Origin of the sequence: Chitinimonas prasina, assembly GCF_030160395.1 — a bacterium.
GTDB lineage: Bacteria > Pseudomonadota > Gammaproteobacteria > Burkholderiales > Chitinimonadaceae > Chitinimonas > Chitinimonas prasina.
In genome coordinates, this window is record NZ_BSOG01000006.1 from 242,808 (window position 1) to 265,780 (window position 22,973).

26 protein-coding genes are annotated in these 22,973 nt (G+C 61.7%); 19 read left to right on the forward strand and 7 right to left on the reverse strand.

What is annotated here, in order from left to right; translation table 11 throughout:
• Positions 1-157: 157 nt before the first annotated feature.
• The 12 genes from purU (at position 158) to QQK16_RS19385 (ending at position 8,831) form a co-directional block, all read left to right on the forward strand.
• Positions 158-1,012 (forward strand): formyltetrahydrofolate deformylase, encoded by an 855-nt coding sequence (gene purU / locus QQK16_RS19330; protein ID WP_284198123.1) that lies wholly within the window; start codon positions 158-160, stop codon positions 1,010-1,012.
• A 104-nt stretch (positions 1,013-1,116) separates the two neighbouring features.
• Positions 1,117-1,506 carry a hypothetical protein gene (locus QQK16_RS19335; protein ID WP_284198124.1) on the forward strand — a complete coding sequence of 130 codons (390 nt, stop codon included), beginning with the start codon at positions 1,117-1,119 and terminating at the stop codon, positions 1,504-1,506.
• Positions 1,507-1,565: 59 nt separating this feature from the next.
• Positions 1,566-2,132: a hypothetical protein gene (locus QQK16_RS19340; protein ID WP_284198125.1), complete on the forward strand. Its 567-nt coding sequence runs from the start codon at positions 1,566-1,568 to the stop codon at positions 2,130-2,132.
• Positions 2,132-3,346: a type II secretion system inner membrane protein GspF gene (gene gspF, locus QQK16_RS19345; RefSeq protein ID WP_284198126.1), complete on the forward strand. Its 1,215-nt coding sequence runs from the start codon at positions 2,132-2,134 to the stop codon at positions 3,344-3,346. Before QQK16_RS19340 ends, gspF begins: the two co-directional genes overlap by 1 nt.
• Positions 3,346-3,681, forward strand: a complete 336-nt coding sequence (locus QQK16_RS19350; RefSeq protein WP_284198127.1) for a nucleotide pyrophosphohydrolase — start codon at positions 3,346-3,348, stop codon at positions 3,679-3,681. Before gspF ends, QQK16_RS19350 begins: the two co-directional genes overlap by 1 nt.
• A gap of 3 nt (positions 3,682-3,684) precedes the next feature.
• On the forward strand, positions 3,685-4,104 hold the full coding sequence (gspG, locus tag QQK16_RS19355) for a type II secretion system major pseudopilin GspG (protein ID WP_284198128.1): 420 nt from the start codon (positions 3,685-3,687) through the stop codon (positions 4,102-4,104).
• Between the two features lie 21 nt (positions 4,105-4,125).
• A complete protein-coding gene (locus tag QQK16_RS19360) occupies positions 4,126-4,641 on the forward strand; it encodes a GspH/FimT family pseudopilin (protein ID WP_284198129.1) in 516 nt (171 codons plus the stop codon).
• Positions 4,638-5,000: a type II secretion system minor pseudopilin GspI gene (gene gspI, locus QQK16_RS19365; protein ID WP_284198130.1), complete on the forward strand. Its 363-nt coding sequence runs from the start codon at positions 4,638-4,640 to the stop codon at positions 4,998-5,000. The genes QQK16_RS19360 and gspI overlap by 4 nt, the downstream gene beginning before the upstream one ends.
• A gap of 4 nt (positions 5,001-5,004) precedes the next feature.
• Positions 5,005-5,601, forward strand: a complete 597-nt coding sequence (gene gspJ / locus QQK16_RS19370) for a type II secretion system minor pseudopilin GspJ (protein WP_284198131.1) — start codon at positions 5,005-5,007, stop codon at positions 5,599-5,601.
• Positions 5,598-6,539, forward strand: coding sequence for a type II secretion system minor pseudopilin GspK (gspK, locus tag QQK16_RS19375; RefSeq protein ID WP_284198132.1), 942 nt, complete (start codon positions 5,598-5,600; stop codon positions 6,537-6,539). Before gspJ ends, gspK begins: the two co-directional genes overlap by 4 nt.
• Positions 6,540-6,559: 20 nt before the next feature.
• Complete coding sequence (locus QQK16_RS19380) at positions 6,560-8,242, forward strand: Ig-like domain-containing protein (protein WP_284198133.1); 1,683 nt, start codon at positions 6,560-6,562, stop codon at positions 8,240-8,242.
• A gap of 37 nt (positions 8,243-8,279) precedes the next feature.
• Positions 8,280-8,831: a CPCC family cysteine-rich protein gene (locus QQK16_RS19385; RefSeq protein ID WP_284198134.1), complete on the forward strand. Its 552-nt coding sequence runs from the start codon at positions 8,280-8,282 to the stop codon at positions 8,829-8,831.
• A 300-nt stretch (positions 8,832-9,131) separates the two neighbouring features.
• Here the strand turns inward: QQK16_RS19385 and QQK16_RS19390 are convergent, their stop codons facing one another.
• The 3 genes from QQK16_RS19390 to QQK16_RS19400 all read right to left on the reverse strand — a co-directional run bounded on the left by QQK16_RS19390 (position 9,132) and on the right by QQK16_RS19400 (position 12,575).
• Positions 9,132-10,061, reverse strand: a complete 930-nt coding sequence (locus tag QQK16_RS19390; protein ID WP_284198135.1) for an alpha/beta fold hydrolase — start codon at positions 10,059-10,061, stop codon at positions 9,132-9,134.
• A gap of 83 nt (positions 10,062-10,144) precedes the next feature.
• A complete protein-coding gene (locus QQK16_RS19395; RefSeq protein WP_284198136.1) occupies positions 10,145-11,518 on the reverse strand; it encodes a phosphomannomutase/phosphoglucomutase in 1,374 nt (457 codons plus the stop codon).
• 64 nt (positions 11,519-11,582) lie between these two features.
• On the reverse strand, positions 11,583-12,575 hold the full coding sequence (locus QQK16_RS19400) for a YheT family hydrolase (RefSeq protein WP_308447085.1): 993 nt from the start codon (positions 12,573-12,575) through the stop codon (positions 11,583-11,585).
• Between the two features lie 213 nt (positions 12,576-12,788).
• Between QQK16_RS19400 and QQK16_RS19405 the strand changes: the two genes are divergently transcribed.
• The 5 genes from QQK16_RS19405 (at position 12,789) to QQK16_RS19425 (ending at position 15,709) form a co-directional block, all read left to right on the forward strand.
• Positions 12,789-13,442, forward strand: a complete 654-nt coding sequence (locus tag QQK16_RS19405; protein WP_284198138.1) for an energy transducer TonB — start codon at positions 12,789-12,791, stop codon at positions 13,440-13,442.
• Positions 13,443-13,511: 69 nt separating this feature from the next.
• Positions 13,512-14,258: a MotA/TolQ/ExbB proton channel family protein gene (locus QQK16_RS19410; protein WP_284198139.1), complete on the forward strand. Its 747-nt coding sequence runs from the start codon at positions 13,512-13,514 to the stop codon at positions 14,256-14,258.
• A gap of 2 nt (positions 14,259-14,260) precedes the next feature.
• Positions 14,261-14,683: an ExbD/TolR family protein gene (locus QQK16_RS19415; RefSeq protein ID WP_284198140.1), complete on the forward strand. Its 423-nt coding sequence runs from the start codon at positions 14,261-14,263 to the stop codon at positions 14,681-14,683.
• A 7-nt stretch (positions 14,684-14,690) separates the two neighbouring features.
• The gene (locus QQK16_RS19420; RefSeq protein WP_284198141.1) at positions 14,691-14,864 is read left to right on the forward strand and encodes a hypothetical protein; all 174 of its coding nucleotides are present in this window, start codon (positions 14,691-14,693) and stop codon (positions 14,862-14,864) included.
• A 155-nt stretch (positions 14,865-15,019) separates the two neighbouring features.
• Entirely contained in the window at positions 15,020-15,709 is a 690-nt protein-coding gene (locus QQK16_RS19425; protein WP_284198142.1) for a DUF4844 domain-containing protein, read from the forward strand.
• Between the two features lie 140 nt (positions 15,710-15,849).
• Here the strand turns inward: QQK16_RS19425 and QQK16_RS19430 are convergent, their stop codons facing one another.
• Entirely contained in the window at positions 15,850-16,818 is a 969-nt protein-coding gene (locus QQK16_RS19430) for an MBL fold metallo-hydrolase (RefSeq protein WP_284198143.1), read from the reverse strand.
• 91 nt (positions 16,819-16,909) lie between these two features.
• Between QQK16_RS19430 and QQK16_RS19435 the strand changes: the two genes are divergently transcribed.
• Positions 16,910-17,788 carry a LysR family transcriptional regulator gene (locus QQK16_RS19435; RefSeq protein ID WP_284198144.1) on the forward strand — a complete coding sequence of 293 codons (879 nt, stop codon included), beginning with the start codon at positions 16,910-16,912 and terminating at the stop codon, positions 17,786-17,788.
• A gap of 79 nt (positions 17,789-17,867) precedes the next feature.
• Here QQK16_RS19435 and QQK16_RS19440 read toward each other — a convergent pair whose 3' ends face one another.
• Both QQK16_RS19440 and QQK16_RS19445 read right to left on the reverse strand, forming a co-directional pair.
• The gene (locus tag QQK16_RS19440; protein ID WP_284198145.1) at positions 17,868-19,337 is read right to left on the reverse strand and encodes an amidohydrolase family protein; all 1,470 of its coding nucleotides are present in this window, start codon (positions 19,335-19,337) and stop codon (positions 17,868-17,870) included.
• Positions 19,338-19,491: 154 nt separating this feature from the next.
• Positions 19,492-19,974, reverse strand: coding sequence for a MarR family winged helix-turn-helix transcriptional regulator (locus QQK16_RS19445; RefSeq protein WP_284198146.1), 483 nt, complete (start codon positions 19,972-19,974; stop codon positions 19,492-19,494).
• 510 nt (positions 19,975-20,484) lie between these two features.
• On the opposite strand from QQK16_RS19445, the gene QQK16_RS19450 reads away from it, so the two are divergent.
• Complete coding sequence (locus QQK16_RS19450) at positions 20,485-21,657, forward strand: DUF3103 family protein (RefSeq protein ID WP_284198147.1); 1,173 nt, start codon at positions 20,485-20,487, stop codon at positions 21,655-21,657.
• A 339-nt stretch (positions 21,658-21,996) separates the two neighbouring features.
• Here the strand turns inward: QQK16_RS19450 and QQK16_RS19455 are convergent.
• On the reverse strand, positions 21,997-22,973 hold a 977-nt coding region (locus tag QQK16_RS19455; RefSeq protein ID WP_284198148.1), incomplete at its 5' end, for a tetratricopeptide repeat protein.

Genomic DNA, 22,973 nt, shown 5'->3' on the forward strand with positions numbered 1-22,973 from the left:
GAACAGCGCGCGACACGGCTGCGGGATTGCATACTGCCCGCAGCATTGCCAGAATCACCGGCCCGCCTGCCATGCCAGTGCCCTGGGGCAGGGTGGCCTGGGTGTTGCGATGTCTGCATCCAAGGCCTCACTGCCTCCTCCATCGAGCCTAGCCATCATGAAGAATACCGCCACACTGCTGATCTCCTGTCCCGACCGCAAGGGTTTGGTCGCTGCCATTGCCAACTTCCTTTACACCTATAACGCCAACATCCTGCACGCGGATCAGCACCAGGATGACGATGCCGATCTGTTCCTGATGCGTATCGAGTGGGATCTGGACGGCTTTGCGCTGGACATGGGTGCGTTCGAGGCGGCGTTCGCGCCGATAGCCGAACGCTTTGGCATGGCCTGGAAGCTCAAGCGTTCCGCCCACAAACCGCGCATGGCCATTTTTGTCTCCAAGTATGACCACTGCCTGGTCGATCTGTTGCATCGCTGGCATACCGGCGAGCTGGCCTGCGAGATACCGTTGATCATCTCCAACCATGAGGACTGCCGACGCATTGCCGAGTTCTACGGCATTCCCTTCCATGTGGTGGCCGTCGGCAAGGACAACAAGGCCGAGGCCGAGGCGGCACAGCGTGCCTTGTTGGTTGAACACGGCGTGGATCTGATTGTGCTGGCCCGCTATATGCAGGTGCTGTCGGAGTCGTTCAGCACGGCTTATCGCCACAAGGTGATCAATATCCACCACAGTTTCCTGCCGGCATTCGAGGGTGCCAAGCCTTATCACCGCGCCCATGCCCGTGGCGTCAAGCTGATTGGCGCCACCAGTCACTATGTGACCGAGGTGCTCGATGACGGCCCCATCATCGAACAGGATGTGACCCGTATCTCGCACCGCGAGACGGTCGAAGACCTGGTGCAGAAAGGCCGCGACCTGGAGCGCATCGTGCTGAGCCGTGCGGTGCGTTGGCATCTGGACCACCGTGTGCTGGTCTACGGCCACAAGACGGTTGTGTTCGACTGATTCAGGCGTAAAAGTCTGTAAACATGGGCCATGCAGGAGGCTTGCAGGCGCGCATAATCTTTCTGTTGCCAATAACTGCTGCCTATCAGCGAAGGAGTGGGAAGATGAACCGCATTGTGAACACCTTGGCCTTGTTTGCCCTGATCGGTCTTTCTGGCTGCGCCAGCATGAAGGTGACGGATACCAGCCTGCTGGATGGCCGGCGCGAGATGGGGCGTGCCGATATGAAGCTCTACCCGGTGCGGATAGTTGCCATCGATGGCAACTACACAGTGGATCGTGACACCGTCCGTGCCGAGCCCGGCCAGCGTACCCTGCGGCTGCTGGCGGCGCCTGTGGCGGGCTTTACCCAGCCGGTAGAGAAGGATGTGCCGTTTACCATTGAACCCTGCAAGCGCTACTATCTGGCCGCCAGGCGTGAGGCCCCGCTGCGGCAGGATTTCCAACTGGTGGTGCAACAGGTGGAAGATCGTCTTGATTGCGTGAAGAGCTAGCAGCCCGCCAGCTTACGCAAAGGCCGCCGAGAGGCGGCCTTGTTGTTTAGAAATGACAGATGCTGCCCTTATTCAAAGACGCCATCGACCTTGCCTGCTTCCGTGTGAAGCCTGTGCCGCACTATGCCTACACTTGGTGGCAGCCAGTACTGTTGCTGACCGTACTGGGGGCGTTGCCTGCGCTGGGCGCTCCCGACCTCAAGGCCAGTGTGCCGGTGCTGATGGTTTTCTTTATCGCCATGACCTGGTTGCAGGCTTTGGCGCTGACCTTGTTCTTTGCCTGGTGGCTCAAGCTGGGTAAACGCTGGAATGGTCAGGGCACCTTGTTCCCCTTGGTTGTGCTGGCCACCAGCAGCCAATTGCTGGAACCTTTGTTAAGCGCGGTCCCACCCAGAGTGGCCTTGCCGCTGACGGGGTTGCTGGCGTTCTACCAGATAGCGGTTCTGACGCATGCTTTGAACAAGGCGACCGGGGTAGGCATGAAGCATGTTTTGCTGGGCTTGCTGGCCTATTTGCCGACTGCATTGATACTGGGCTTGCTGGCATTGAGTATTGCTGGGAGAGCCGGCTGGCTACCCCCCTTACCTGCTGAAGCCGTTCCAGCCACACAACAGGAGCAAAACTGATGGCGGGTTTTCGTTATCAGGCGCTGGATGCCAATGGGCGTAGCAGCGAAGGTGTCATCGAAGCCGACAATGCCAAACAGGCCCGAGCCAACTTGCGCGACCAGGGCCTGTGGGTGACCGAAATGGGTGAGCTGGCTGGCGCAGCCGAGACCAGCAAACCCGGTGGCCGCCAGCGCGGCGGGGTGTCTACCGGTGAGCTGGCGCTGATTACCCGCCAGTTTGCCACCTTGCTGGATGCCGGCTTGACCATAGAGCGGGCCCTGACGGTACTGATAGAACAGGCCGAGAACCCGCGTGCACGCGATGTGCTGGCAGGCGTGCGCAGCGAGGTGCTGGCCGGTGCTGCCATGAGCGTGGCGCTGGGCCGCCATCCCAAGGTGTTCCCTGAGCTGTACCGCACCATCGTGCGGGCGGGCGAGGAATCGGGCAAGGCGGCCGGCGTCATGTCGCGCCTGGCCGATTACATAGAGGCTAGGCAGGCGCTGACCTCCAAGGTGGTGCTGGCATTTGTCTATCCGGCCGTGGTGCTGTCGGTATCGATACTGGTGATCGTGGGCATGTTGTGGTGGGTGGTGCCGCAGATGGTGTCGGTATTTCAGTCCTCCAAGCAGGAGCTACCCTTGTTGACGCGGGCTTTGCTGCTGATCTCGGGGGGCATACGGGAATATGGGCTGGTGGTGTTTGCCCTGCTGGGGGCTGGCGGCTTTGGCTTTGCCCAGATGCTCAAAAAGCCTGCCTTCAGGCTCAAGGTCGATGGTTTTCTGTTGCGATTGCCGCTGTTTGGCCGCCTTAACCGGGCGGGCAATACCGCACGGCTGGCCAGTACCTTATCGATCCTGGTGGGCAGCGGCGTACCGCTGCTGAAGGCCATGGAAGCGGCTGCCGGCGTGGTGGAAAACCTGGTACTGCGCGAGGCTGTGAGCAGCGCGGCACGTGATGTGCGCGAGGGCGCCGTGCTGTCCAAATCGCTGGAGCGGCAAAAGTTGTTCCCACCGGTGCTGGTGCACCTGATCGCCAGCGGCGAGGCCAGTGGCAGGCTGGAAGTGATGCTGGACAAAGCCGCCAAGCAGCAAACCGGCGAGCTGGAGCAAAAGGTGGCGACGTTCACCAGTCTGTTGGGGCCGGTGATGGTGCTGCTGATGGGGGGGGCGGTGCTACTGATCGTGCTGGCCATACTGCTGCCAGTGTTCGAGATGAATCAACTGGTGAAATAATGGCGACCGACCACGATACGACTCTGGCAGAACTGAAGCAGCGTGTTGCCGCCTTTGCGGCGGCGCGTGACTGGCAGCCATTCCACAGCGGCAAGAATCTGGCCATGAGCATCGCCATCGAAGCGGCCGAATTGATGGAGCATTTTCAGTGGACGCCGCCGGCCGAGGTGGAACTGGACAAGGCAGAAGTGGCCGAAGAGCTGGCCGATGTGTTGTTATATGCATTGGCCTTTGCCAACAGCCTTGATATCGATGTGGCTGCGGCCATCATCGCCAAGATGGAAAAAAACGAAACCCGCTTCCCGACGGGGCGACACCAATACAAGGAGAAATAGCAGATGCAACGCAAGCAGCAAGGCTTCACCCTGATAGAAATCCTGGTCGTGATCACCATCCTCGCCATCCTGGGGGCGCTGGTTGTACCCAAGATCATGAGCCGGCCGGACGAGGCCCGTGTGGTGGCGGCCAAACAGGATGTGCAGGCCATACTTCAGGCATTGAACCTCTACAAGCTGGACAACACCCGCTACCCCAGCACCGAGCAAGGTATCAAGGCCTTGGTGGAGAAGCCCACTGCCGGCCAGATTCCGGGTAACTGGAAGGCCTATCTGCCCAAGCTGCCGCAAGACCCCTGGGGTAACGATTACGTCTACCTCAACCCCGGCATGAAGGGTGAAGTCGATATCCTCAGCTATGGCGCGGACGGCAAGGCCGGCGGCGAGAACCACGACGCCGATATCGGCTCCTGGATGCTCTAAGCCGCCATCTTGAAATCCACCATGCAGCACAGGCCCAGGCGTGTCACCGGCTTCACCTTGATCGAGATCCTGGTGGTGATGGTGATCGTCGGTATCATCGTGACGCTGGCGGCGGTCAACTTCAGCCGCAGCGACACCGATGCCTTGCAGCACGAGGCCGAGCGGCTGGCCTTGCTGCTGGAGTCGGCACGCGACGAGGCGATTGCGGCGGGCGTGCCGCTGGCCTTTGGGCGTGCCGAGCAGGGCTATGGCTTCTGGAAACAGGATGCCGAAGGGGCGTGGCAACTGCTGGAGGACAACCAGATACTGCGAGTCCGCCAATTGCCCGAGGCCGTGCGGGTGGCGGATATGCGGGTCAACCTGCTGCCGCTCCCCCCCGATGGCCGTGTCATCTTTACGCCGTCAGGCGTCAACGCACCGTTTACTGTGGAGCTGCGTGCCGGCGAAGTCATGCGCAAGCTCAATGCCGATGCCCTGGGCCGCATGACGCTGGAAGTGCCTGGCCTGCCAGCCGGCACGACGACGGGTGGATCATGAGGCGTACGCTCGGTTTTACCCTGATTGAGGTGCTGATTGCGCTGGCCGTGCTGGGCATTGCGCTGGCCGCCGCAGCCCGTGCCACGCTGGCCGTGACGGATGGCTCCATGGCCTTGCGGCGCCATCTGGCAGGCGGCTGGGTGGCGCAGAATCGTATTGCCAACTACACCGCCATGAATACCTTGCCGGATACCGGTACCAACGAAGGGGTGGCGACCCAGGCGGGGCTGGAGTTTGTCTGGCGCGAGACGGTTTCTGAAACTCCCAACAAGGCTTTCCGTCGGGTGGAGGTGCGGGTCTATCCGCCGAATGACGCCAATCATGCCGACGCAGTGCTGGTGAGCTATGTGTCGCAGTAACCCAATGCCGAATCCCGCGGGCAGGGGCAGCCGCCACCATGGCTTTACGCTGGTCGAGATACTGGTGGCACTGGCCGTGTTCAGCGTGCTGATGGTGATCGCCTACCAGGGTGTGGCGCGCATGGCCACCACCAAGCAGGTGATGGATGCCGACAATCGCAAATGGCGCGAATGGACCGTGGCATTGGCACGCTTCGAGGAAGATTTCTCCCAGGTTGCCGACCGATCCTGGCGTGACGAGGGCGGTGTTGCCCAGCCGCCTTTGCGCGGCAGTGCCGGGGCCATTGATTTCAACGGCGCGCAGCTGGAGTTTGTCCGTTACGACGGTGGGCAACTGACCCGCATGGGCTACCGCCTGCGCGAAGGTAAGCTGGAACTACTGCTCTGGAACTCGCTGGACCTGGCGCCACGTAACGGCCCCACGGCCCTCGCCATGCTCGACAAGGTCCAGGCCTTCAAAACACGATACCTGGATGCGAATGGGCAATGGCAGCTGAGCTGGCCGCAAGGGCCAGGCACGCCGCCGCCACCACGTGGGGTGGAAATCGAGTTGACCATGGAAACGGGTGAAACGATAACGCGGATGTTTGCCCTGCCATGAGTACCCGCCTTCTGCCGCAGCGCGGCATCGCCATTGTTACTGCCGTGGCCGTGGCCGCCTTGGTGGCCACGCTGGCCGGCTTTATGGCGTTTCGCCATAGCTTGTGGATGCGCCAGGTGGAGAACCAGCACGATCTGGCACAGGCGCGCGATGTGGCGCGGTCGGCGGTCAATCTGGGGCGGATGACGTTGCGCGATGATAACCAGCAGAACCAGGTAGACCATGCGCTGGAGCCTTGGACCATCCCTATCCCGACCTTGCCGGTGGAGCAGGGGCAGGCCGGTGGGCGGCTGACTGATCTGCAAGGGCGCTTCAATCTGAACAATCTGCTGCGCGGCCCCAACCTGACGGTCAGTCCCGACGATGTAGCGGCCTTTCAGCGCCTGCTGACGGCCAAGCAACTGTCGCCCGATCTGGCCAATGCGGTGATCGACTGGATAGATGCAGACCAGCAGACTACCTACCCCGGCGGTGCCGAGGACATGGAGTACCTGGCCTTGGAACCGGCGCGGCGCGCCGCCAACCGGGTGTTGTTTGATATCAATGAGCTGCGCCTGGTGCGGGGTTTCTCGGAAGAGACGATCAAGACCCTGTCGCCTTTTGTGACCGCTTTGCCGCCCGGCACCCCGATCAATATCAACTTCGCCCCCGCAGAAGTGATTGCGGCAGTGACGACTATGGATATGACGGCGGCCACGGCCTTGGCGACCAAGTGCAAGACCCAGCCATTCAAGACTACCACTGAACTGAACGACTACACCCAGACGCTGCAGGGCCAGGTACAGACGCTGTTCCAGCAGCAGGGATTGCTGGATATACAGAGCCAGTACGTCCAGTCGGATGTGGCCGCCCGCTTTGGCCGCGTGACAGTCGCCTACAGTGCCCTGATCAACCGCGATAGTGGCAAGCCCAAGCTCGTCTGGTTACACCGCCGCTGATGTCCAGCAAGGAATCCTTCATGTCGCTGCCGCCGTTTCGAACATTGCTGAGCCTGATACTGCTGCAAGCCCTGCTGGCCTGCGGTGGCGGCTCCAGCAGCGGTAACTTTGCACCTGTGGCAGTGACCGATGTGTACTCGGGTAGCTGGAATGTGCCCATCAGCCTGGATGTGATGGCCAATGACAGGGAGCCGGAGAACGAGACGCTGCGCCTGATCTCTGCCAGCGGTGCCGTCAACGGCACGGTGGCCATCGTCAGTGGCCGCTTGCTATACACCCCGGCACCGGGTTTTTATGGCGATGAGACGCTTAGCTATGTAATAGGCGATGGCCATGGCAATACGGCGACCGGCCGGGTAGAGCTGAGCATACGTGCCCGCCTGCTGCTGCGTGGCAGTGTTTACCTGGGGGCGGCTGCACCAGCCAGCGTGATAGCCAAGGTAGGCACGCGTGAAGTGCTGGCCAGTACCGATAGCGCCGGCAATTACCGCATCGAGCTGGAAACCGGCGACGGTAGCGAGCCGGTGTCGTTGGAGGCTGTGGGGGTGGGCGACCGGCGTCGGGTTGGGCTGTATGCCGTGCTGGGCGACCTGGGTGGGTTGATCTTCCTGGCCGGGAACGACTTCGTACTGGATGCGGCCGAGTTGCCTGGGTTGGAGCTGAGTGAGCTGAATACTGCCAGCTACCGCCTGGCCGAGCTTTACAAGGGCGCGCCCCTGGCCAGCAGCGACGAGCTGGAAGCCCTGCTACCGCAGCTGGACCCACAGGCCCTGGTGGAGATGGCGGCGGTTGTGCGCCGGGCAGGCGACGCTGATGCCAGCCTGCCGGCTGGCTTTGCCGATACCCGTGCACTGCTGCGCAACAGCACTGCCTACCAAGCCCACCTGAACGCCCTTAAAGCCACGCCGGCCGAAGGCTTTGACGGCGCCATGCAGCGCCTGATGGACGACCGTTACTACCTGCGAGCACTCAACCCGGCGGTGGACGACAGCGTGATACGGCTGCTGCCGGGGAGCTACACCGCTTTGCAGGAAGGAGCTGAAATCAGCCTGGGGCTGGCCGGCCTGGCCGAGGGTAGCCTAAGCAACCAGAGCAACTACTGGATAGGGGCGCCCTGGGCGGTTAGCGATGGCGCACTGGGCATCACACTGCCCACCCGCACCGGTTACAGCAACGACGAGCTGGAACTGGAAACCGGCGTCATCGTCACCCAGCGGCGCGAATACAGCCAGTTGCAGGTCAAGCGGCTACGTGGCCTGCCAGGCCTGCATTTGGCCAGCTACAGGGCAGTGGGCGAGCACCGCGTACTGCGCAACAATGTGCTGCAAAGCATTACGCCGCTGGGGAGGCTGGCGCAGCCAGCGGCCTATATCGACGGCAATGCCCTGCAGGAGCTGACGGCAGCTGAGCTGGCGGGCAAAACCTGGACCGGCCTGCCGGACCACCTGATCGTACCGGGCTTTACCGTGCGTGCCGTCAGCCAGCAGCTCAATGCCGACGGCACAGGCAGCGATGGCATGCGATGGACTGCGATAGCCAATGAGCTGAAACTGAGCTACCCCGACCAGCACGAGCAGATCATCTACCGCCTGGGCAAGCTGGCCAACGGCCGGGAGCGCTGGCTGGTGCAGACCATCTATGTGCCAGAGGGGCGGGTGACTGGGGTGCATGGGGTGGAGGTAATGGGGGCGGCAGCGCGCTGATCTGAGCGATGAGTACTGCGTGTTGAGTAAGCCTGTAATGACAAGGGAAGAGGCAATTGCCTTGCTGGTGGCGAGAGATGTCAGCTTGCTGTCTCCCACGCAGCGTGAAAACGTATTGTGTGATTGGTGGGCTATAGATGCCGCTGATCCTGACTACGCTCGCCTGCCAGATGCGCTCAAGGAGATGCTGGGCTGTATTGATGGACCAGCAGATCCAAGCCTTCCGCTGTATGCGCCATTGTTATGCATTGCCTTTCGGCACACATATCTTGGTGTTCTCAACTCATATCTTGAAGATCAGTTGGCGACTTTGGGGCACGATGAAATCGTGGAGGGTGCTGTTGAGGTGCTAGAAAGTTGCCCTTGCTGTGGGTACAGGAGCTTGCACGAGCGTGGTGCTTATGAAATTTGCAAGGTGTGCTTCTGGGAAGACGATGGTTCGGTGGATAACGGATGTGTTAGTGGTCCGAATCACATGGGACTTCGGGAGGCGCGATTGAGCTTCCTGGACGTCGGTGCCGTGACTGAGAGCGAGCAGCAGTACATTCTCTCGGATGGCAAGGCACGATACGCATACGCGGGATTCTGACTAACGTCCTGTGCTTTGGCGGTGTAGCCGGACCGCAGGGATATTCTCGCAAGCCTTGCTTGAGCCGCAATATGGCGTTGCCCGAGGAAATTTCACCCTGCATATCAGAAGCGTGCTGCGTTGTGCTTCTCACCCACGGCTTCGCTATGTGCATAGCCTACTGCCAGGGTGAATGCGCTCAGCAGGGAAAGTCTATTGATCATTGCCTTATTCTCTTTTGAATTGGGTTATGTAGTCTGCCAAAGGGGCGCATGCAGTCATTTACGCCGCCGGCGTCTGTCACACACGCGCCCGCCATGGCTAGCTGTCCAGAAACGCCTTGTAGCGTGTGGCTGTCTCGGCCGGCCGCTCCATCATGGGCAGGTGGCCCGTTGCGGGCAGGGTAACCCGCTCTGCTGTGGGCAGCAGCGAGCCCAGCACGGGCAGGCCGGAGATATCGAATACCCGGTCTTGCTCCCCCCATAGTGCCAAGGTAGGTGCTTTCAACTGGGGCAGGGCGGCTTGCAGCTGATAGCCGTCGCGTCGCTGGTCTTCCCACAGACGCAGGTTGGATGCCGCATTGCGGATGGCGCTGGCTTCGGCGTCGAGCAGGATGGGCCGGGGCAGGAACGGTGGTTCCACAAACAGCATCTTCATCATGCCGGCGAACTCGGCCTCGTTGCGGGCAATCAACGGGGCTTCGCCCTGGGCGACACGCTGTTCCATCTCGCTGAGCTTGGGCGAGCGTATGCCGTGCGGCGCACCGATAAAGGCAACACTGAGCACCTCGCCGGGATATTTTGCGGCATATAGCGCCGCGATGGTGCCGCCCATGGAGTTACCGGCCAGGTGGAACTGGCGCAGGCCCAATTGCTGGACCAAGGCATGCAGCCTTTCTACCTGGGGAGCGTATTGATAGCTTTGATCGGCAAGGCGTGAGCTTTCGCCAAAGCCGGGGATATCAGGGGCGATGACGCGGTAGCCAGGTGTCAGCTCGCGGGCAAAGTCCACCCAGTGATCCTTCTCGGCAAAGATGCCATGCAGCAGGATGACGGTTTCGCCGCTACCGCCATCGAGATAATGGACCTGGTGCCCGGCAACCGTGGTGGTGTGTTCCTGCAGGCTGGAGAGCGAGCGGTTGAGGCTGAGCAGCGGCGCCACAAAAGCGCTGGGCAGAGCGTAGTAGGCCATCACGATGGGTACGATCAGGAACAGCACTGAAAACAGCAGGGCTTTGCGGGTACGCGACATGGCGCTCTCGGTGGGGTGGCGCGGCGATAAGGCCGCCTGGATCAACGCCGGCCAGGGTTTGCGCCGGCCCAGGGTAGGAGAACTCAGAACGGCAGTTCGGTGGTGCCAAGTTCCTTGTGCAGCAGCTTGCGGAAGGTGGCTTGTATACGCTTGAGGGCCTTGCTGTCGTCGCCTTCAAAGCGCAGCACCAGTACGGGTGTGGTATTGGACGCACGCAGCAGGCCGAAGCCATCTTCATACTCTACTCGCAGCCCATCCAGTGTGATCACTTCGGCATCGGGGAAGCGGGCGCTGGCCTTGAGCTTGTCTATCAGCGCGTGGGCGGCGCCCTCGGCCATGGGAATCTGTATCTCTGGCGTGCTCTGGCCTTGCGGCAGGGCGTTCAGCAGGGCGCTGGGGTCGTCGACCTGGGAGAGGATCTCCAGCAGCCGGGCACCGGCGTAGATGCCGTCGTCGAAGCCGTACCAGCGCTCGGCAAAGAATAGATGGCCGCTGAGTTCGCCGCCGACCAGGGCGCCGCTTTCCTTCATCTTGGCCTTCATATAGCTGTGGCCGGTGCGCGCCATGACGGCACGTCCCTTGTGCTGCTTGACCCAGGGGGCGACCAGACGGCTGGATTTGACATCGTAGACCACCCTGCCTCCCGGTTGGCGGCTGAGTGCATCGGCGGCGAAGGCCATCAGCAGGCGGTCGGGGTAGATGATGGTGCCGTCCTTGGTGACCACGCCCAGGCGGTCTGCATCGCCATCGAAAGCCAGGCCCAGCTCGGCATCAGTCACCGCCAGGGCGTGGGCCAGGTCGGCCAAGTTCTCGGGCCGGGCGGGATCGGGGTGGTGGTTGGGGAAGTCGCCGTCCAGCTCGCAGAACAGCTCCCGCACACGGCACCCCAGCCGGCGGTATAGAACAGGCGCGATGCTACCCCCCGCGCCGTTGCCAGCATCCACCACCACGCTGACGCGGCGTTGCAGCTGCAGATCGCTGCTGATGCGGTGCAGATAGTCTTCGCGGATATCGTATTGGCTATAGCTGCCCTCGCCGATGGCAAAATCCCCCACATCAATACGGGCGCGGAGGGCCTGGATGGCATCGCCGGCCAGGGTTTCGCCTGCCAGCATGATCTTGACCCCGTTGTACTCCGGCGGATTATGGCTGCCGGTGATCATGACACCGGATAGCGTCTCCAGGTGATGGGCGGCAAACCAAACCAGGGGCGTGGGCACCACGCCCAGATCGATTACCGCGATGCCGCTGGCCTGTAGGCCGGCCAGCACGGCTTCGGCCAGGCAGGGGCTGGCGTGCCGGCCGTCACGCCCCAATACCAGCCGCGCCTGCCCCCGCGCCATGGCTTCGCTGCCTATGGCGCGGCCTATCAGCAGGGCAGCGTCGGTGGTCAGCGTCTTGCCGACGATGCCGCGTATGTCGTAGGCCTTGAATATCTGGGGGGCAATCTGTGGCATGGCGGGGTTGGGCTCAAGGTTGAATGACGATTGTAGTGTCTGGCCGGCAAGGTTGCGCGGGCGCTCAGGCAGGCAGCAGCGGCTCGAAGTAGGCCAGCAGGCAGCGTGGCAGCCAGTCTATACGGCCAGGGAAGGGCCCTTCGGTGAAGCCCACATGGCCACCGCGCTCGGTTTGCAGCAGCGTAACCGAGCTGCTGACTTCGTGCTGGCCCGGCAGCGCCGCCGCCGGCAGGAAAGGATCATTCCTTGCATTGATGACAAGCGTGGGTACGGTGATGTGCTGCAGCCAGGGTTTGCTGCTGGCCCGCGACCAGTAATCGTGCACGTCGCGAAAGCCATGCAGGGGGGCGGTCACCCGGTTGTCGAATTCCTTGAAAGTGCGGGCAGCGGCAATCTCGCGCGGGGTCACGCCCAGAAAAGCCAGCTCCTGCTCGAACGCCGCCAGGTGCGCCAGGGTCTTGGGCCGTAAGGTACGCAGGAACTCGCGGGTATAGATGGCGCGGTTCAGGCCCTTGTCCAGCACCTGGCCGGCGGCGACCAAGTCCAAGGGGGCTGAGATGACGGCCGCGCCGTCCAGGGCGGCATGGGCGGCTGCGCCTTGCTCGCCCAGCCATTTGGCCAGGGCGTTGCCACCCAGCGATACGCCTGCTGCCAGCATGGGGCCATCATGCTGTTGGCGAAAACACCGCAGTATCCAGTCTATCTCACTGCTGTCGCCCGCATGGTAAGCCCGAGGCTTGCGGTTGCGATGGCCACCGCAGCCCCGGAAATGCGCCACCGCTGCCCGCCAGCCACGGTGCGCTGCCGCCTGCATGAGTGCCACGGCATAGTGGCTGTTGCCGCTGCCCTCCAGGCCATGAAAGTGCACCAGCAACGGCGCATGGGCCTTGCTGGGGGCAGTAAGCCAGTCGATCGCGATCTCGTCGCCATCGGGTGTGGGCCAGATTTCCCTGCGGTAGGGCGGTGCAGGGCGCTTGAGGGCCAGTGCGGGATAGATGGTCTCGCTATGCGGCCCAAGCAGCCAGCGGGGTGGGTGGTAGGCAGGCAAATGGCTCATGGCGCTGATTGTACGGCGCATGGGCAGGGCAAGGGCCTGGATGGCATGCATGATGGGTACCGATCTGGAGAGGGTGGCGCTAAGCTGCTGTTTTGTTGAGGCCAAGGGCTGATGCAAATCTGTTGCACGGCAGCAATTTCTTTTGCTATTGAAAACAATTCTCAATAAAATGAGAATACTTCGCAAACTCATTTTGTTTTTGATTGTTGTTCCATGCCCAGCCTTCGCGCCTTGAACCCTGGTTTTACCCCCTTGCTGCTGGTCTGCGGTGCCCACGCGCTTGCCTTGGGCGGGCTGGCCATGGGCATGGGTAGGCCCATGCCTATCAAGCCGCCCGAAGTGATCACGGCTGTCGTGCTGCCCCAGCCCATGCCCGTCGTGGCGCCGCCCAGCGAGCCCACCCCGCAGCCGCCCAAACCCCAGCCTGTCGTCCGGCCCAAGCCCACGCCTACGCCGCTGCCACCGATCAAGCAGGCGCCACCAGCGCCCAATGCCATTACAGCTCCCCCGGTCGAGCCGACACCGCCGGTCGAGGTGGCCAAGGCTGAGCCTGCAGCAGCACCCGAGCCCGCACCAGCCCCCATCGTGCCGCCGCTGAGCAATGCCAGCTACCTCAATAACCAGGCACCGGGCTACCCGGCCATGTCGCGCAAGCTGGGCGAAGCGGGGCGGGTAGTGCTTTCGGTGTATGTGCTGGCCGATGGCTCGGTGGGCGACATCAAGCTCAAGCGCTCCAGCGGTCACGACCGCCTGGATGACGCCGCGCTGGCGGCCGTCAAGCGCTGGCGCTTTGTGCCAGCCAAGCAGGGGGATGCCGCCATCCCCTATCGCTATGACCTGCCCATCAATTTTTCGCTGGATGCCTGATTTGCCCAACACAGTGGACGGTACGCGCCGTACCTGCCACCTGATCTGTTACACCGGAGACTTCTTGGTATGAACCCCAACCATTTCAGCCTTGCCAATATGTGGGCGCAGGGCGATTTCGTGACCCGCAGCGTAGCCATAGCCCTGCTGCTGATGTCCATCGTGTCGTGGTACGTGATCGTGACCCGCGCCTTGCGCCAGATGCGGCAGCGCCGCATGGCCCACGCCGCAACGGCCGAGTTCTGGCACGCCCAGTCGTTCTCCGAAGGCCTGCACCTGCTGGATGGCACGCGGGAGGACAACCCTTTCCGTAACCTGGCGGAAGAAGGCCGTGATGCCGTGGCGCATCACCGCGACAGCCAAGGAGATCTGCACGGCCAGCTGACCCTGAGCGACTGGGTGACCAGCTGCCTCAAGCGCGCCATTGATGAATCGGTAGAGCGCATGCAGTCTGGCCTCTCCATCCTGGCCTCGGTCGGCTCCACCGCCCCCTTCGTGGGCCTGCTGGGCACCGTCTGGGGTATCTTTCATGCCTTGGTCAGCATCGGGTTCTCGGGCCAGGTGAGCATAGACAAGGTGGCCGGCCCGGTGGGCGAGTCGCTGATCATGACGGCCTTCGGCCTGGTGGTCGCCATCCCGGCTGTATTGGGTTACAACGCGCTGACCCGTGGCAACAATGCCTTGCTGGGCCGTATCAACCGCTTTGCCCACGACCTGCATGCCTACTTTGTCACCGGCGCACCTGCAGTACGTTCCGAGCCGGGCGGCAAACCCGTGCTGACCAGCGTCAAGCCCAGCCACGCAGGGGGTCGCTGATTATGGCCTTCGGCAGCGGCAACTTCGATGGCCCCAGCGGCGGTGGCGTGATGAGCGAGATCAACATGACACCGCTGGTGGATGTCATGCTGGTGCTGCTGATCATCTTCATCATCACCGTGCCGGTGATCACCCATTCGGTGAAGCTGGACCTGCCCAGGGCCGACAATACCCCCAACGAGATCAAGCCCGAGACGGTGACCATCGCCGTTACCCAGGACGGCGCCATTCATTGGAACGAAGCCGTGGTCGCCAAGGCGGAATTCGAAACCAGGCTGGCCACGCTGGCCAGGCAGCAGCCCCAGCCCGAGGTCCATATCCGGGCCGACCGCAAGGTGGAATACGAACATGTTGCCCAGGTCATGGCAGCGGCGCAGCGGGCCGGTGTGCACAAGCTGGGCTTTGTGACCGAGCCGGGGCAATAGCATGATCATGGCCGGCCTGCTACTGCTGGGTGTTGCCTTGGGCGTAGGCTGGCTGGCTTGGCGGGTAGACCCCTGCTTGCGCTGCAGCTACCGCCGCCAGGGCGGCTGCGCTGCGGCTGATACCTGCACCAAGGCGCCGTCGGTGGGCAGGCTGCATACCGTGGTGGTGCATAGGCGTTAGCGGGCGTAGTGACTGCACCGATTGGGGGGACTCGTTGTACTCGTAGGGTACGGCCAACCGGTGCGGTGGAGGTTTGCTATCATGGGCGCGCTGAGTTGGGTGGTGTCTGTAGCAGTATCCAGCATGGCTCCCCACCGTCACGTTCCTGGCTACCTATGCGCTTTGCTCTCGCCCTTACACTTGCCCTTGTGTGTTCCATCCCATTCACTGCTTCGGCTGACGATAGCAAGCAGGTTGCAGCGCCTGTCAGCCAGACTCAATTGCTCACCTCGTTTATCGCCAAGAAGAAGTACCTCCCCGACGGTCAATTCGCCGGTGTTGGCAGTGAATCGGCCCGTGTGGAATACGAAGCATTGCTCAATGCGCTTGCTACTCGGCTGCTCGCCATTGCGGATCAGCCCTCGCCCAAAGCCCCGTTGCTCGCTGCATTCAAAACCGCATACCCGGATTTTCAGCATGCAGAATCAGGCGTGCGGGAGCGTACCCTGAGTTATTTCGAGGAGCTGATGGACATTCTGGGCGTCCAGAGCTCCGATGGACTGTTGAACCGCCTGTATTACGGCTTCGATCCATCTCAAACCACCGACATGCGCAACGCCGATGCCGTGGCAGCCATGACGGAACAAGAGCGGGCGTTTGCCAAACGGTTGGATGGCCTGAACGAGCAATCAGCCTTGCCGTTTTTGATGCAGGAACTGGGTAAGCCAGCCATGCAGTCTTCTGTGAGCACGATATGGATACGAGAGAGTGAGCCTGGCAATATGCTGTCGCTCGTTCAACAGCAAGGCAAGTCGGTACTTATCTGGGTGATCGAAGGGCGGTTTGTCTTCTCCCGCATCCTGTAAAGCGTTACGCCTCAGCCATAAACCAGTCTGTCAAAGTTCGATGAAGTGATATGCGCGCTCGTACTAGGCAAGTGCGTCTGTAAGGATGTAAGGGCGGTGTGGATGCCAGAATCCGGCACCGCCTTTTTGCTGGGCTGTGTTTACCTGGCGCTCAAGTCCTTGTAAGCGGCGGGTACGTTCAGGCCGGGGTGTACCCAGCCAAACAGGGCGTAGCCTGCGAACTCCGGCATGGCGACCTGCTTGACCGTCTGTTCCAGGCTAAGGCCCTGCGCTACGGCGGCCTTGACCTGGGCATGCACGGTGGCCAGGTAGTCGATGTGCCACTTCAGGTCTTCCTTGACCAAAGGTACGCCATGGCCGGGGACAATACGCGCATCGGCCGGCAGGAAATCATAGACCCGGCGCAGCGTGGCCAGTGTGGCTTCCAGCTTGCCGTCCAGCAGCCAGGGTAGGGCAGGCTTGCTGGCGATGATCGCGTTGCCGGCCCACAAAACCTTGGCCTGGGGTTCCCACACCCACAGGTCACCGCCGGTTTGGGCAAAGCCGAAATCCATCACGTCTACGGTCTTGCCGCCCAGATCCAGGCTGATGGTGCCGCCGGCGGGTACCAGCACATCGCCGGTACGTGCCTTGATCTCCTCGATGCCGCGGCCCGTTCCGAAGTGCTTGATCATGAAGGCCTTGTCGTCGGCCAGATGGTGATCCATATAGCGTCGGGTATGGGCATGCTGAACCACCACGGTTTGGGCAGGCAGATACATATTGCCGTAGGCATGGTCACCGTGCGCACTGGTGTTGACGGCATAGAGCAACGGTTTCTTGCCCAGCTTCTGGCTGAGTGCTTGCACTTGTGTGTTCAGGCGCTGGTTGAGCATGGTCTCGACCAGCAGCGCCCCCTTGCTGCCCACGATCAGGCCGCCACTGGTGGCAGCTGCACCCCCTTTGGCGTTCAGCTCGCGGGCATTGTCGGCATAGAAGGCATAGGTGCCGTCACCCAGCTTCTCGCTCACCATCTGCACCTTGTTGCCATCCCAGATGGGCTCTGCGGCGTGGACCGTGCCCACGGCAAACAGTACGGCAAGGGTGGTGCTGATCAGATTGTGTTTCATGTTGGTCTCCAGCTCAGGTTGGGATGGCTGCATTCTATGATTTCGATATTTGCAATAGAATTGCCAATAACAACAAGCAGGGTTTGCAAAAATGCAAGAAGTGGAAGACCTGAACGATCTGCGCCTGGTTGCCTGGATAGGCGAAAGCGGCTCGCTGGCTGGTGCGGCCAGGCGTATGGGGGTGAACCATGCAACGGTGTTCCGGCGGCTGAATCAGCTGGAGGGCCGCCTGGGCGTGCGGCTGTTCGAGCGCAGCGGTGGTCGCTACCACGCTACTGCGGCGGGAGAGGAACTGATACGGGCGGGGGCCGAGATGGACAGCACGGCTACCCAGGCCTTGTTACGGGTGGCAGGGCGCGATCTGCGCCCCAGCGGGCAGGTGCGTATCTCCACCACAGACAGCATTGCCCTCGCGCTGCTGCAACCCATCATTGCGCAGTGCCGCCGGCAATATCCGCAGATCACCCTGACGGTAGAAGTCGATAATCGCTCGGCCAATCTATCCAAGCGCGATGCCGATATCGCCATCCGCCCCACCTCGCAACCGCCTGATTACCTGATAGGCAAGCGCATCGCACCGCTGGACTTTTGTGTCTACGGTGCACGACCCTATCTGGCGGCCACCGCAGCGCTGGCGTTAGAAGACCATGCGTGGATTGCGCTGGACGACACCTACAGCGGCCACCGCACCCTGCGCTGGCTGGCGGCGCGCCAGCCGCTGGAGCAGGTGGGCTACCGCACCAGCAGCTTCGGCCTGGTGCGGGACGCCTGTATCCACGGCCTGGGCTTGGCGGTACTGCCCTGCATACTGGGGGATGCCGCTACCGCATTGCAGCGGGTGGGGGAGCCCCTGCCCGAGTGCGCAACGTCCCTCTGGCTGCTGATCCACCCCGATTTGCGTGAGACGATGCGCATCAAGGTGGTGTTTCAGCTGCTGCAACAGGCGCTGGGGAGTGCGATGGCTGGCTAACTGCCAGGCGCTATCAGGTCGCCCTGGCGCCTGTGCAGTCGCACATACCCCATTACCGATTTCAGTTCATGGCCGGCACTTACCGCAGCACGCAGTCATTGGTGGGCTGCGGCTGGCAGATTTTGGCGTCGTCTATGGTGTAGGTGGCTTGCTGCAGTAGCTGGGCCAGGTTGCGCTGCGGATGGGCGCCGCAGATGGTGCGCTGCTGGCCGCACAGGTCGCGGGGGTCGGCCATGCAGTGCTCCAGTTGCGGGAGCTTGCCGACCCAACTGCTAGGCAGGCTGGCTGCCCGGCCGCCGATGAAGACCGCCAGGGTCTGGCGCAAGGCGCTGTGGTCCAGGACGGCGCTGAGCGAGGGGCGGGCTTCGGTATCGAACAGGACGAAATCGGCTTGCTCGCCCACAGCCAGTTTGCCGAGTTGGCCCTGCAGGCCGACGGCGGCTGCGGCGTTCTCGGTCATCATGCGGTGGATGTCGGCGCCGCTGAACAGACTTTGCAGACTGTCGCGGTTATAGCGGGCCAGGCAGCGGGCCTCGTCCAATTCGGTCAGCGAGCCGGAGGGCGACCAATCGGTGCCCAGGGCGATATTGACGCCGGCCTGCTTGAACTCGGCCAGGGGGGCCGTCCGGCCATAGAGCTGGAAGTTGGAGCGGGGCGAGGCGACGACGGCGACTTTCTGCTCGGCCAGGCGCTGCAGTTGTGACCCGGCAACGGCCACGGCGTGGATGAAGGCGCTGGGGCTGGCTTTGTCGCGTATGGCGTCCAGTACGCAATCGATCTCATGCCGGGCGCCGTCATTGGTGCCTTCTCCTACATGGGGCACATAGGGATTGGCTGGGTCGAACTTGATCTGGGCTAGCTGCTCGCGGGTGCAGGGGGCCAGCGGCCATTGCATGCTGCGAGCGTCGTTGAGCGGGAAGGTGTTGTCGGTGACGGGCTTGCCTGCTGGCGTGGCCAATTGGCCGTCCACCAGCTTGAGATTACGCAGGAACACGCGATAGTCCTTGGCGCCTGCCAGGGCGGTGGTGCCGCTGAGGGCATGCCTCAGCATGGCGCGCTCGGATACCTCGGTACGGGCCTGGGCATCTTTGGGGGCGTCGCCTTCAAAGCCACGCTCGGCCGGCAGCAGCTTGCGCCACTCATGCCGATGCTGCCAGGTGAGCTTGGGCGGTTGCGGCGGTTGCTGATAGCTGTAGTCGATATGCTCGTGCAGATTGATCAGGCCGGCAGACAGCAAGGCGCCGGGGCAGTCGACCACGACGGCGTCGTCGTCGGCAACCTGGCAGCCGGCGGCTTCCACCCGGCCGTCGCTGCCTACGCGCAGGGCGCCACCGATATAGAGCTTGCCATCACTGATGAGGTTGGCACGCCAGACCTGCTTGCTGCCAGCGCCCGACAGCTGGCAACTGGCGGCGACCCCGGCATAGCGCGGGGCACAGACTTCGACAGGATAGCCCGAACCATCCAGGCTGCTGCCGGGCTGGCTGGTCGATAAATTGGCACAGCCGGTGAGGATGGCCGCTGCGAGGGGGAGGAGCAGGTACTTCATGCGCGAGTCTCGTGGATTGCAATTGCTGCGCATGATGCCAACAAGCGGGCGCCAGTGCGAATGCAAGGTGCGGTTGGGGCAGGATGTGTGGCGTGGTGGCGGCTGGGCAGGGCGGAATGCCCTCCGGTAGTGCTATTTTCAGCCCGCCAGCCCGCTAATGGATATCCGATAGCGGTGTGTGCTTGGCCTTGGGGTCGACATCCTGGCCCATGGCGCGGATGAGGGTCTCCAGTTGGGCGTGCAGCGCGTGCAATACGGCGGGGTCGAGCTTTTCCAGCGCATCGGGCAGGAGTCCGCGCAGCGGTTGCGGGGCGCGTTGATAGATGGCCAAGCCCTGCTCGGTAGGGTGCAGCAGGACGGCGCGTTGATCCTGCTGGCTGCGCTCGCGCCTGATCAGGCCTTGGCGCACCAGGTCTTCTATCAGATTGCTGGCGGTGGATTGATGTATGGCCATGGCGCGAGCCAGTTCGGTAACCCGCTGGCCTGGCTGTTGGGCGATGCGCGCCAGGGCCCAGAGCTGCGAGCCCGAGATGCCGCATTGCTTCTCTACTGACTGAAAATGCTTGCGCACGGATTGGAAGATCAGCCGGAACTGTTGCAGTACTTCTACATCCAGAGGGTGGTCAGGGCGGGGCATTGGCTTGCGCCGTAGTAGGGGAATGGGCGGATTCTAGAGCTTGCGGCCAACTATTTCACCAAGAGCCGGTGTGGGATGGGCGGGCATGCAGGCCGGTGGGGGCGGGCACAGAAAAAAACAGCGCCCGGAGGCGCTGGTGGAAGCTGCTCTGTTCGCTGCCGGCCTGGGCCGGAGTTCACAGGGCTAAAACTAGCATGCCCATATACATTTACACAAATGTATATGGGCGGCGTGGTTTTATCCACAAAGCCCATTACTTCTACCAGTTGGGCCTGGCCGGCTGCTGTGGCAGGATGATGCGCGCTATTTACCTATATTTATCGGGCACTTGGCTGGATGCTTGGCGATCACCAGTCGGCGGGCATGGCGCGCCTTCAGGATTTTCTGTCGAGAATTATTTTCATCAAAATATTGATTTGTCATGTTCTCTGAACTAAGGTTTTACCTATCGGTCGCTTGGTAGAGATAAAGCGTACCGATGTAGTACCCATAAAAACTTAAGGAGAAATCATGAGTGTGAAACATCTGGCCCGACGTTGCCTGGTAGGCGCTGCCTGCCTACTGGCATTGGGTGTACAGGCGGAAGACCTGAATGCTGTCGCTACACCGGTAGACCTGGTGAAGCGCCAGGCTGCGCATGAAGTATCGCAATTGCTGAACGACCCCGATTTCGCCGCCAGCCTGGCGCAGCGGATGAAGGTCGAAGCCAAACCCGGACAGGCCAAGGCCGCGTCGCTGCGCAATGTGCTGGCCCAGTATGAGCGGGTGCAGCGCTTTGCCGGCAAGCAGGTGGTCAACAGCCAGGGGCTGAAGCGGCTGGATCAGGAGGCGCTGCGCCACAAGGGTCTGCAGGGCTATAGCGATGGCCTGCTGCAAGTGCGGCTGTACCAGCCCACGGCCAGCACCGAGGTCAGCCTGGCCAATACCCTGGTGGCCTTTGAGCCCGCGGGTGACGACAAGCAGTGGAAGGTGATCGAGGCCTACGATCGCCAGGGTAATGTCCATCGTTTCGATGCCCGCTCGGCCCCGAATGTGCCCGTGCTGGTTGCCGACATCGATGCCCGCGAAGACATGCGTGCCGGCCTCAAGCTGATCAACCAGGCATTGCGCCAGCATGGCATGCAGACTGCGCCGGGCAAGCTGGCCCAGCAAGCACGGGCGCAGGCCGGTGGCTATGTCGATACCGCCAAGCTTGACCGTATCTCGGTCAAGGACGACCAGGAACCCTGGATCTCGGGTGCGGCCGAAGTGTACGCGCTGGTGTCGGGCGTTCAGCCAGACCAGGCTAAGGCGCAGATTGTGGCGGTAGACATGCCCTACCTGGATTACTCGGGCACCACCTACAACCCCAACCAGATCTTGATCCAGTGGGCGGATTTCCGTTATGCCGCAGCCAATGTGCTGTTCTACGAGCATGACGACAATACCAACTACAAAGACCTGGTACTGGCGCTGACCTCGGGCGTGGAGAAGATACTGGGTGTGTTCAAGCCGGAATTCGCCATCATTGCGACGGTGGCCAATGCCATTGTGCAAGCCATGCCCAGCCACTGGTTCGCCAATGACGACGACTATATGGACGCGTTCTACACCTTGGAAAAGAACCGTACCTATACCGATTGGGCGGGGGCAGGCGGCAATGTGGTGATGACGCTGACGCCCTATCGCCTGAACGAGCAATAAAACCGCCGCTGCGGTGATGCTGGTTTGCTCCCTGTCTGCTTCTAGGCAGGGGCGATGGGAACCCCTCTCTAGATGGAGAGGGGTTTTCATTTTCGAGCGTGTTGCTTGTGATTGGGGTCGCTAACAAAGTCTTTCTGGTGCTGCTGTGCAAACTTGCCGTACCGGCGGAATCGACTATCTGAGCATACCCATGCTGGCACTTAGAATCGCTTCGCTGGTTGGTAGTGATCAACTGGCTGTTCACTTGAACGTCGCCAGTCGATGCTGCTTTTCGGCCGGAGCGGTCATCGAGCGCCCATGTGGTGCTGCAGGTTTATGTGGCCAAGCAGACGCTTAAGGTCAAAGACTAAAGCCTCCTCTGGAAGCAACCTCAATCATCCAGCTTGGCAAGCGGCCATTTCTCTGCTTGCAGTACAGCGCCAATGTTTCGCGCCATTCACGGTTATGAGCACATTCAATTTGCTTGGATTCTGCCAGTCCAGCCAGCAGTAGCATGTACGCTTTCTCAGCATGTTTCTGTGCGGCATCCAGCTTAGCCCAGCATGCGTCAGCTCGGCTGATGGCCTCACAAATTTTCCCCTGCTCCTGAGTAGAAAACGCAGCGAAGAAACACTCACGATAATTCAGCAGATGCTCCATTCGAGGCGTTAAATGGCGAGAAACTAAATCTAGTGTTACAAGGGGGGCTTTACCAGCCAGCCAGCTTGTTTCTGCAGCAAGCATCCTGGCCAACAAGTACGTGTCTTCGAACCGCTCCGGTTTGGCACAGGCAAGTTTCTCCCGTATTTCTAGTGCCAGTAGAGCCTTCTCTGCCGCCTCCTCACTACGACCCAAGTCGCCCAGTCGGTTGGAGTAATTGCTCAGTGACGTCGCCCATTCCGGCTCAAACCGCTCCGGTTTGGCACGGGCGAGTTTCTCCCAGATTTCCAGCGCCTGACGAGCTTTCTCCGCCGCCTCCTCACTACGACCCAAGTCTCCCAGTCGGTTGGAGTAATTGCTCAGTGACGTCGCCCATTCCGGCTCAAACCGCTCCGGTTTGGCACGGGCGAGTTTCTCCCAGATTTCCAGGGCCTGAAGAGCTTTCTCCGCCGCCTCCTCACTACGACCCAAGTCGCCCAGTCGGTTGGAGTAATTGTTCAGTGATATCGCCCATTCCGGCTCAAACCGCTCCGGTTTGGCACGGGCGTGTTTCTCCCGGATTTCCAGGGCCTGAAGAGCTTTCTCCGCCGCCTCCTCGCTACGACCCAAGTTGCTCAGGTGGCTGGCGTAATTGCTCAGTGACGTCGCCCATTCCCGCTCAAATCGCTCCGGTTTGG

Bases quoted from the DNA above. Each gene is read 5' to 3' on its own strand.
- purU (WP_284198123.1), top strand. From the start codon at position 158: ATGAAGAATACCGCCACACTGCTGATCTCCTGTCCCGACCGCAAGGGT.
- QQK16_RS19335 (WP_284198124.1), top strand. From the start codon at position 1,117: ATGAACCGCATTGTGAACACCTTGGCCTTGTTTGCCCTGATCGGTCTT.
- QQK16_RS19340 (WP_284198125.1), top strand. From the start codon at position 1,566: ATGCTGCCCTTATTCAAAGACGCCATCGACCTTGCCTGCTTCCGTGTG.
- gspF (WP_284198126.1), top strand. From the start codon at position 2,132: ATGGCGGGTTTTCGTTATCAGGCGCTGGATGCCAATGGGCGTAGCAGC.
- QQK16_RS19350 (WP_284198127.1), top strand. From the start codon at position 3,346: ATGGCGACCGACCACGATACGACTCTGGCAGAACTGAAGCAGCGTGTT.
- gspG (WP_284198128.1), top strand. From the start codon at position 3,685: ATGCAACGCAAGCAGCAAGGCTTCACCCTGATAGAAATCCTGGTCGTG.
- QQK16_RS19360 (WP_284198129.1), top strand. From the start codon at position 4,126: ATGCAGCACAGGCCCAGGCGTGTCACCGGCTTCACCTTGATCGAGATC.
- gspI (WP_284198130.1), top strand. From the start codon at position 4,638: ATGAGGCGTACGCTCGGTTTTACCCTGATTGAGGTGCTGATTGCGCTG.
- gspJ (WP_284198131.1), top strand. From the start codon at position 5,005: ATGCCGAATCCCGCGGGCAGGGGCAGCCGCCACCATGGCTTTACGCTG.
- gspK (WP_284198132.1), top strand. From the start codon at position 5,598: ATGAGTACCCGCCTTCTGCCGCAGCGCGGCATCGCCATTGTTACTGCC.
- QQK16_RS19380 (WP_284198133.1), top strand. From the start codon at position 6,560: ATGTCGCTGCCGCCGTTTCGAACATTGCTGAGCCTGATACTGCTGCAA.
- QQK16_RS19385 (WP_284198134.1), top strand. From the start codon at position 8,280: ATGACAAGGGAAGAGGCAATTGCCTTGCTGGTGGCGAGAGATGTCAGC.
- QQK16_RS19390 (WP_284198135.1), bottom strand. From the start codon at position 10,061: ATGTCGCGTACCCGCAAAGCCCTGCTGTTTTCAGTGCTGTTCCTGATC.
- QQK16_RS19395 (WP_284198136.1), bottom strand. From the start codon at position 11,518: ATGCCACAGATTGCCCCCCAGATATTCAAGGCCTACGACATACGCGGC.
- QQK16_RS19400 (WP_308447085.1), bottom strand. From the start codon at position 12,575: ATGAGCCATTTGCCTGCCTACCACCCACCCCGCTGGCTGCTTGGGCCG.
- QQK16_RS19405 (WP_284198138.1), top strand. From the start codon at position 12,789: ATGCCCAGCCTTCGCGCCTTGAACCCTGGTTTTACCCCCTTGCTGCTG.
- QQK16_RS19410 (WP_284198139.1), top strand. From the start codon at position 13,512: ATGAACCCCAACCATTTCAGCCTTGCCAATATGTGGGCGCAGGGCGAT.
- QQK16_RS19415 (WP_284198140.1), top strand. From the start codon at position 14,261: ATGGCCTTCGGCAGCGGCAACTTCGATGGCCCCAGCGGCGGTGGCGTG.
- QQK16_RS19420 (WP_284198141.1), top strand. From the start codon at position 14,691: ATGGCCGGCCTGCTACTGCTGGGTGTTGCCTTGGGCGTAGGCTGGCTG.
- QQK16_RS19425 (WP_284198142.1), top strand. From the start codon at position 15,020: ATGCGCTTTGCTCTCGCCCTTACACTTGCCCTTGTGTGTTCCATCCCA.
- QQK16_RS19430 (WP_284198143.1), bottom strand. From the start codon at position 16,818: ATGAAACACAATCTGATCAGCACCACCCTTGCCGTACTGTTTGCCGTG.
- QQK16_RS19435 (WP_284198144.1), top strand. From the start codon at position 16,910: ATGCAAGAAGTGGAAGACCTGAACGATCTGCGCCTGGTTGCCTGGATA.
- QQK16_RS19440 (WP_284198145.1), bottom strand. From the start codon at position 19,337: ATGAAGTACCTGCTCCTCCCCCTCGCAGCGGCCATCCTCACCGGCTGT.
- QQK16_RS19445 (WP_284198146.1), bottom strand. From the start codon at position 19,974: ATGCCCCGCCCTGACCACCCTCTGGATGTAGAAGTACTGCAACAGTTC.
- QQK16_RS19450 (WP_284198147.1), top strand. From the start codon at position 20,485: ATGAGTGTGAAACATCTGGCCCGACGTTGCCTGGTAGGCGCTGCCTGC.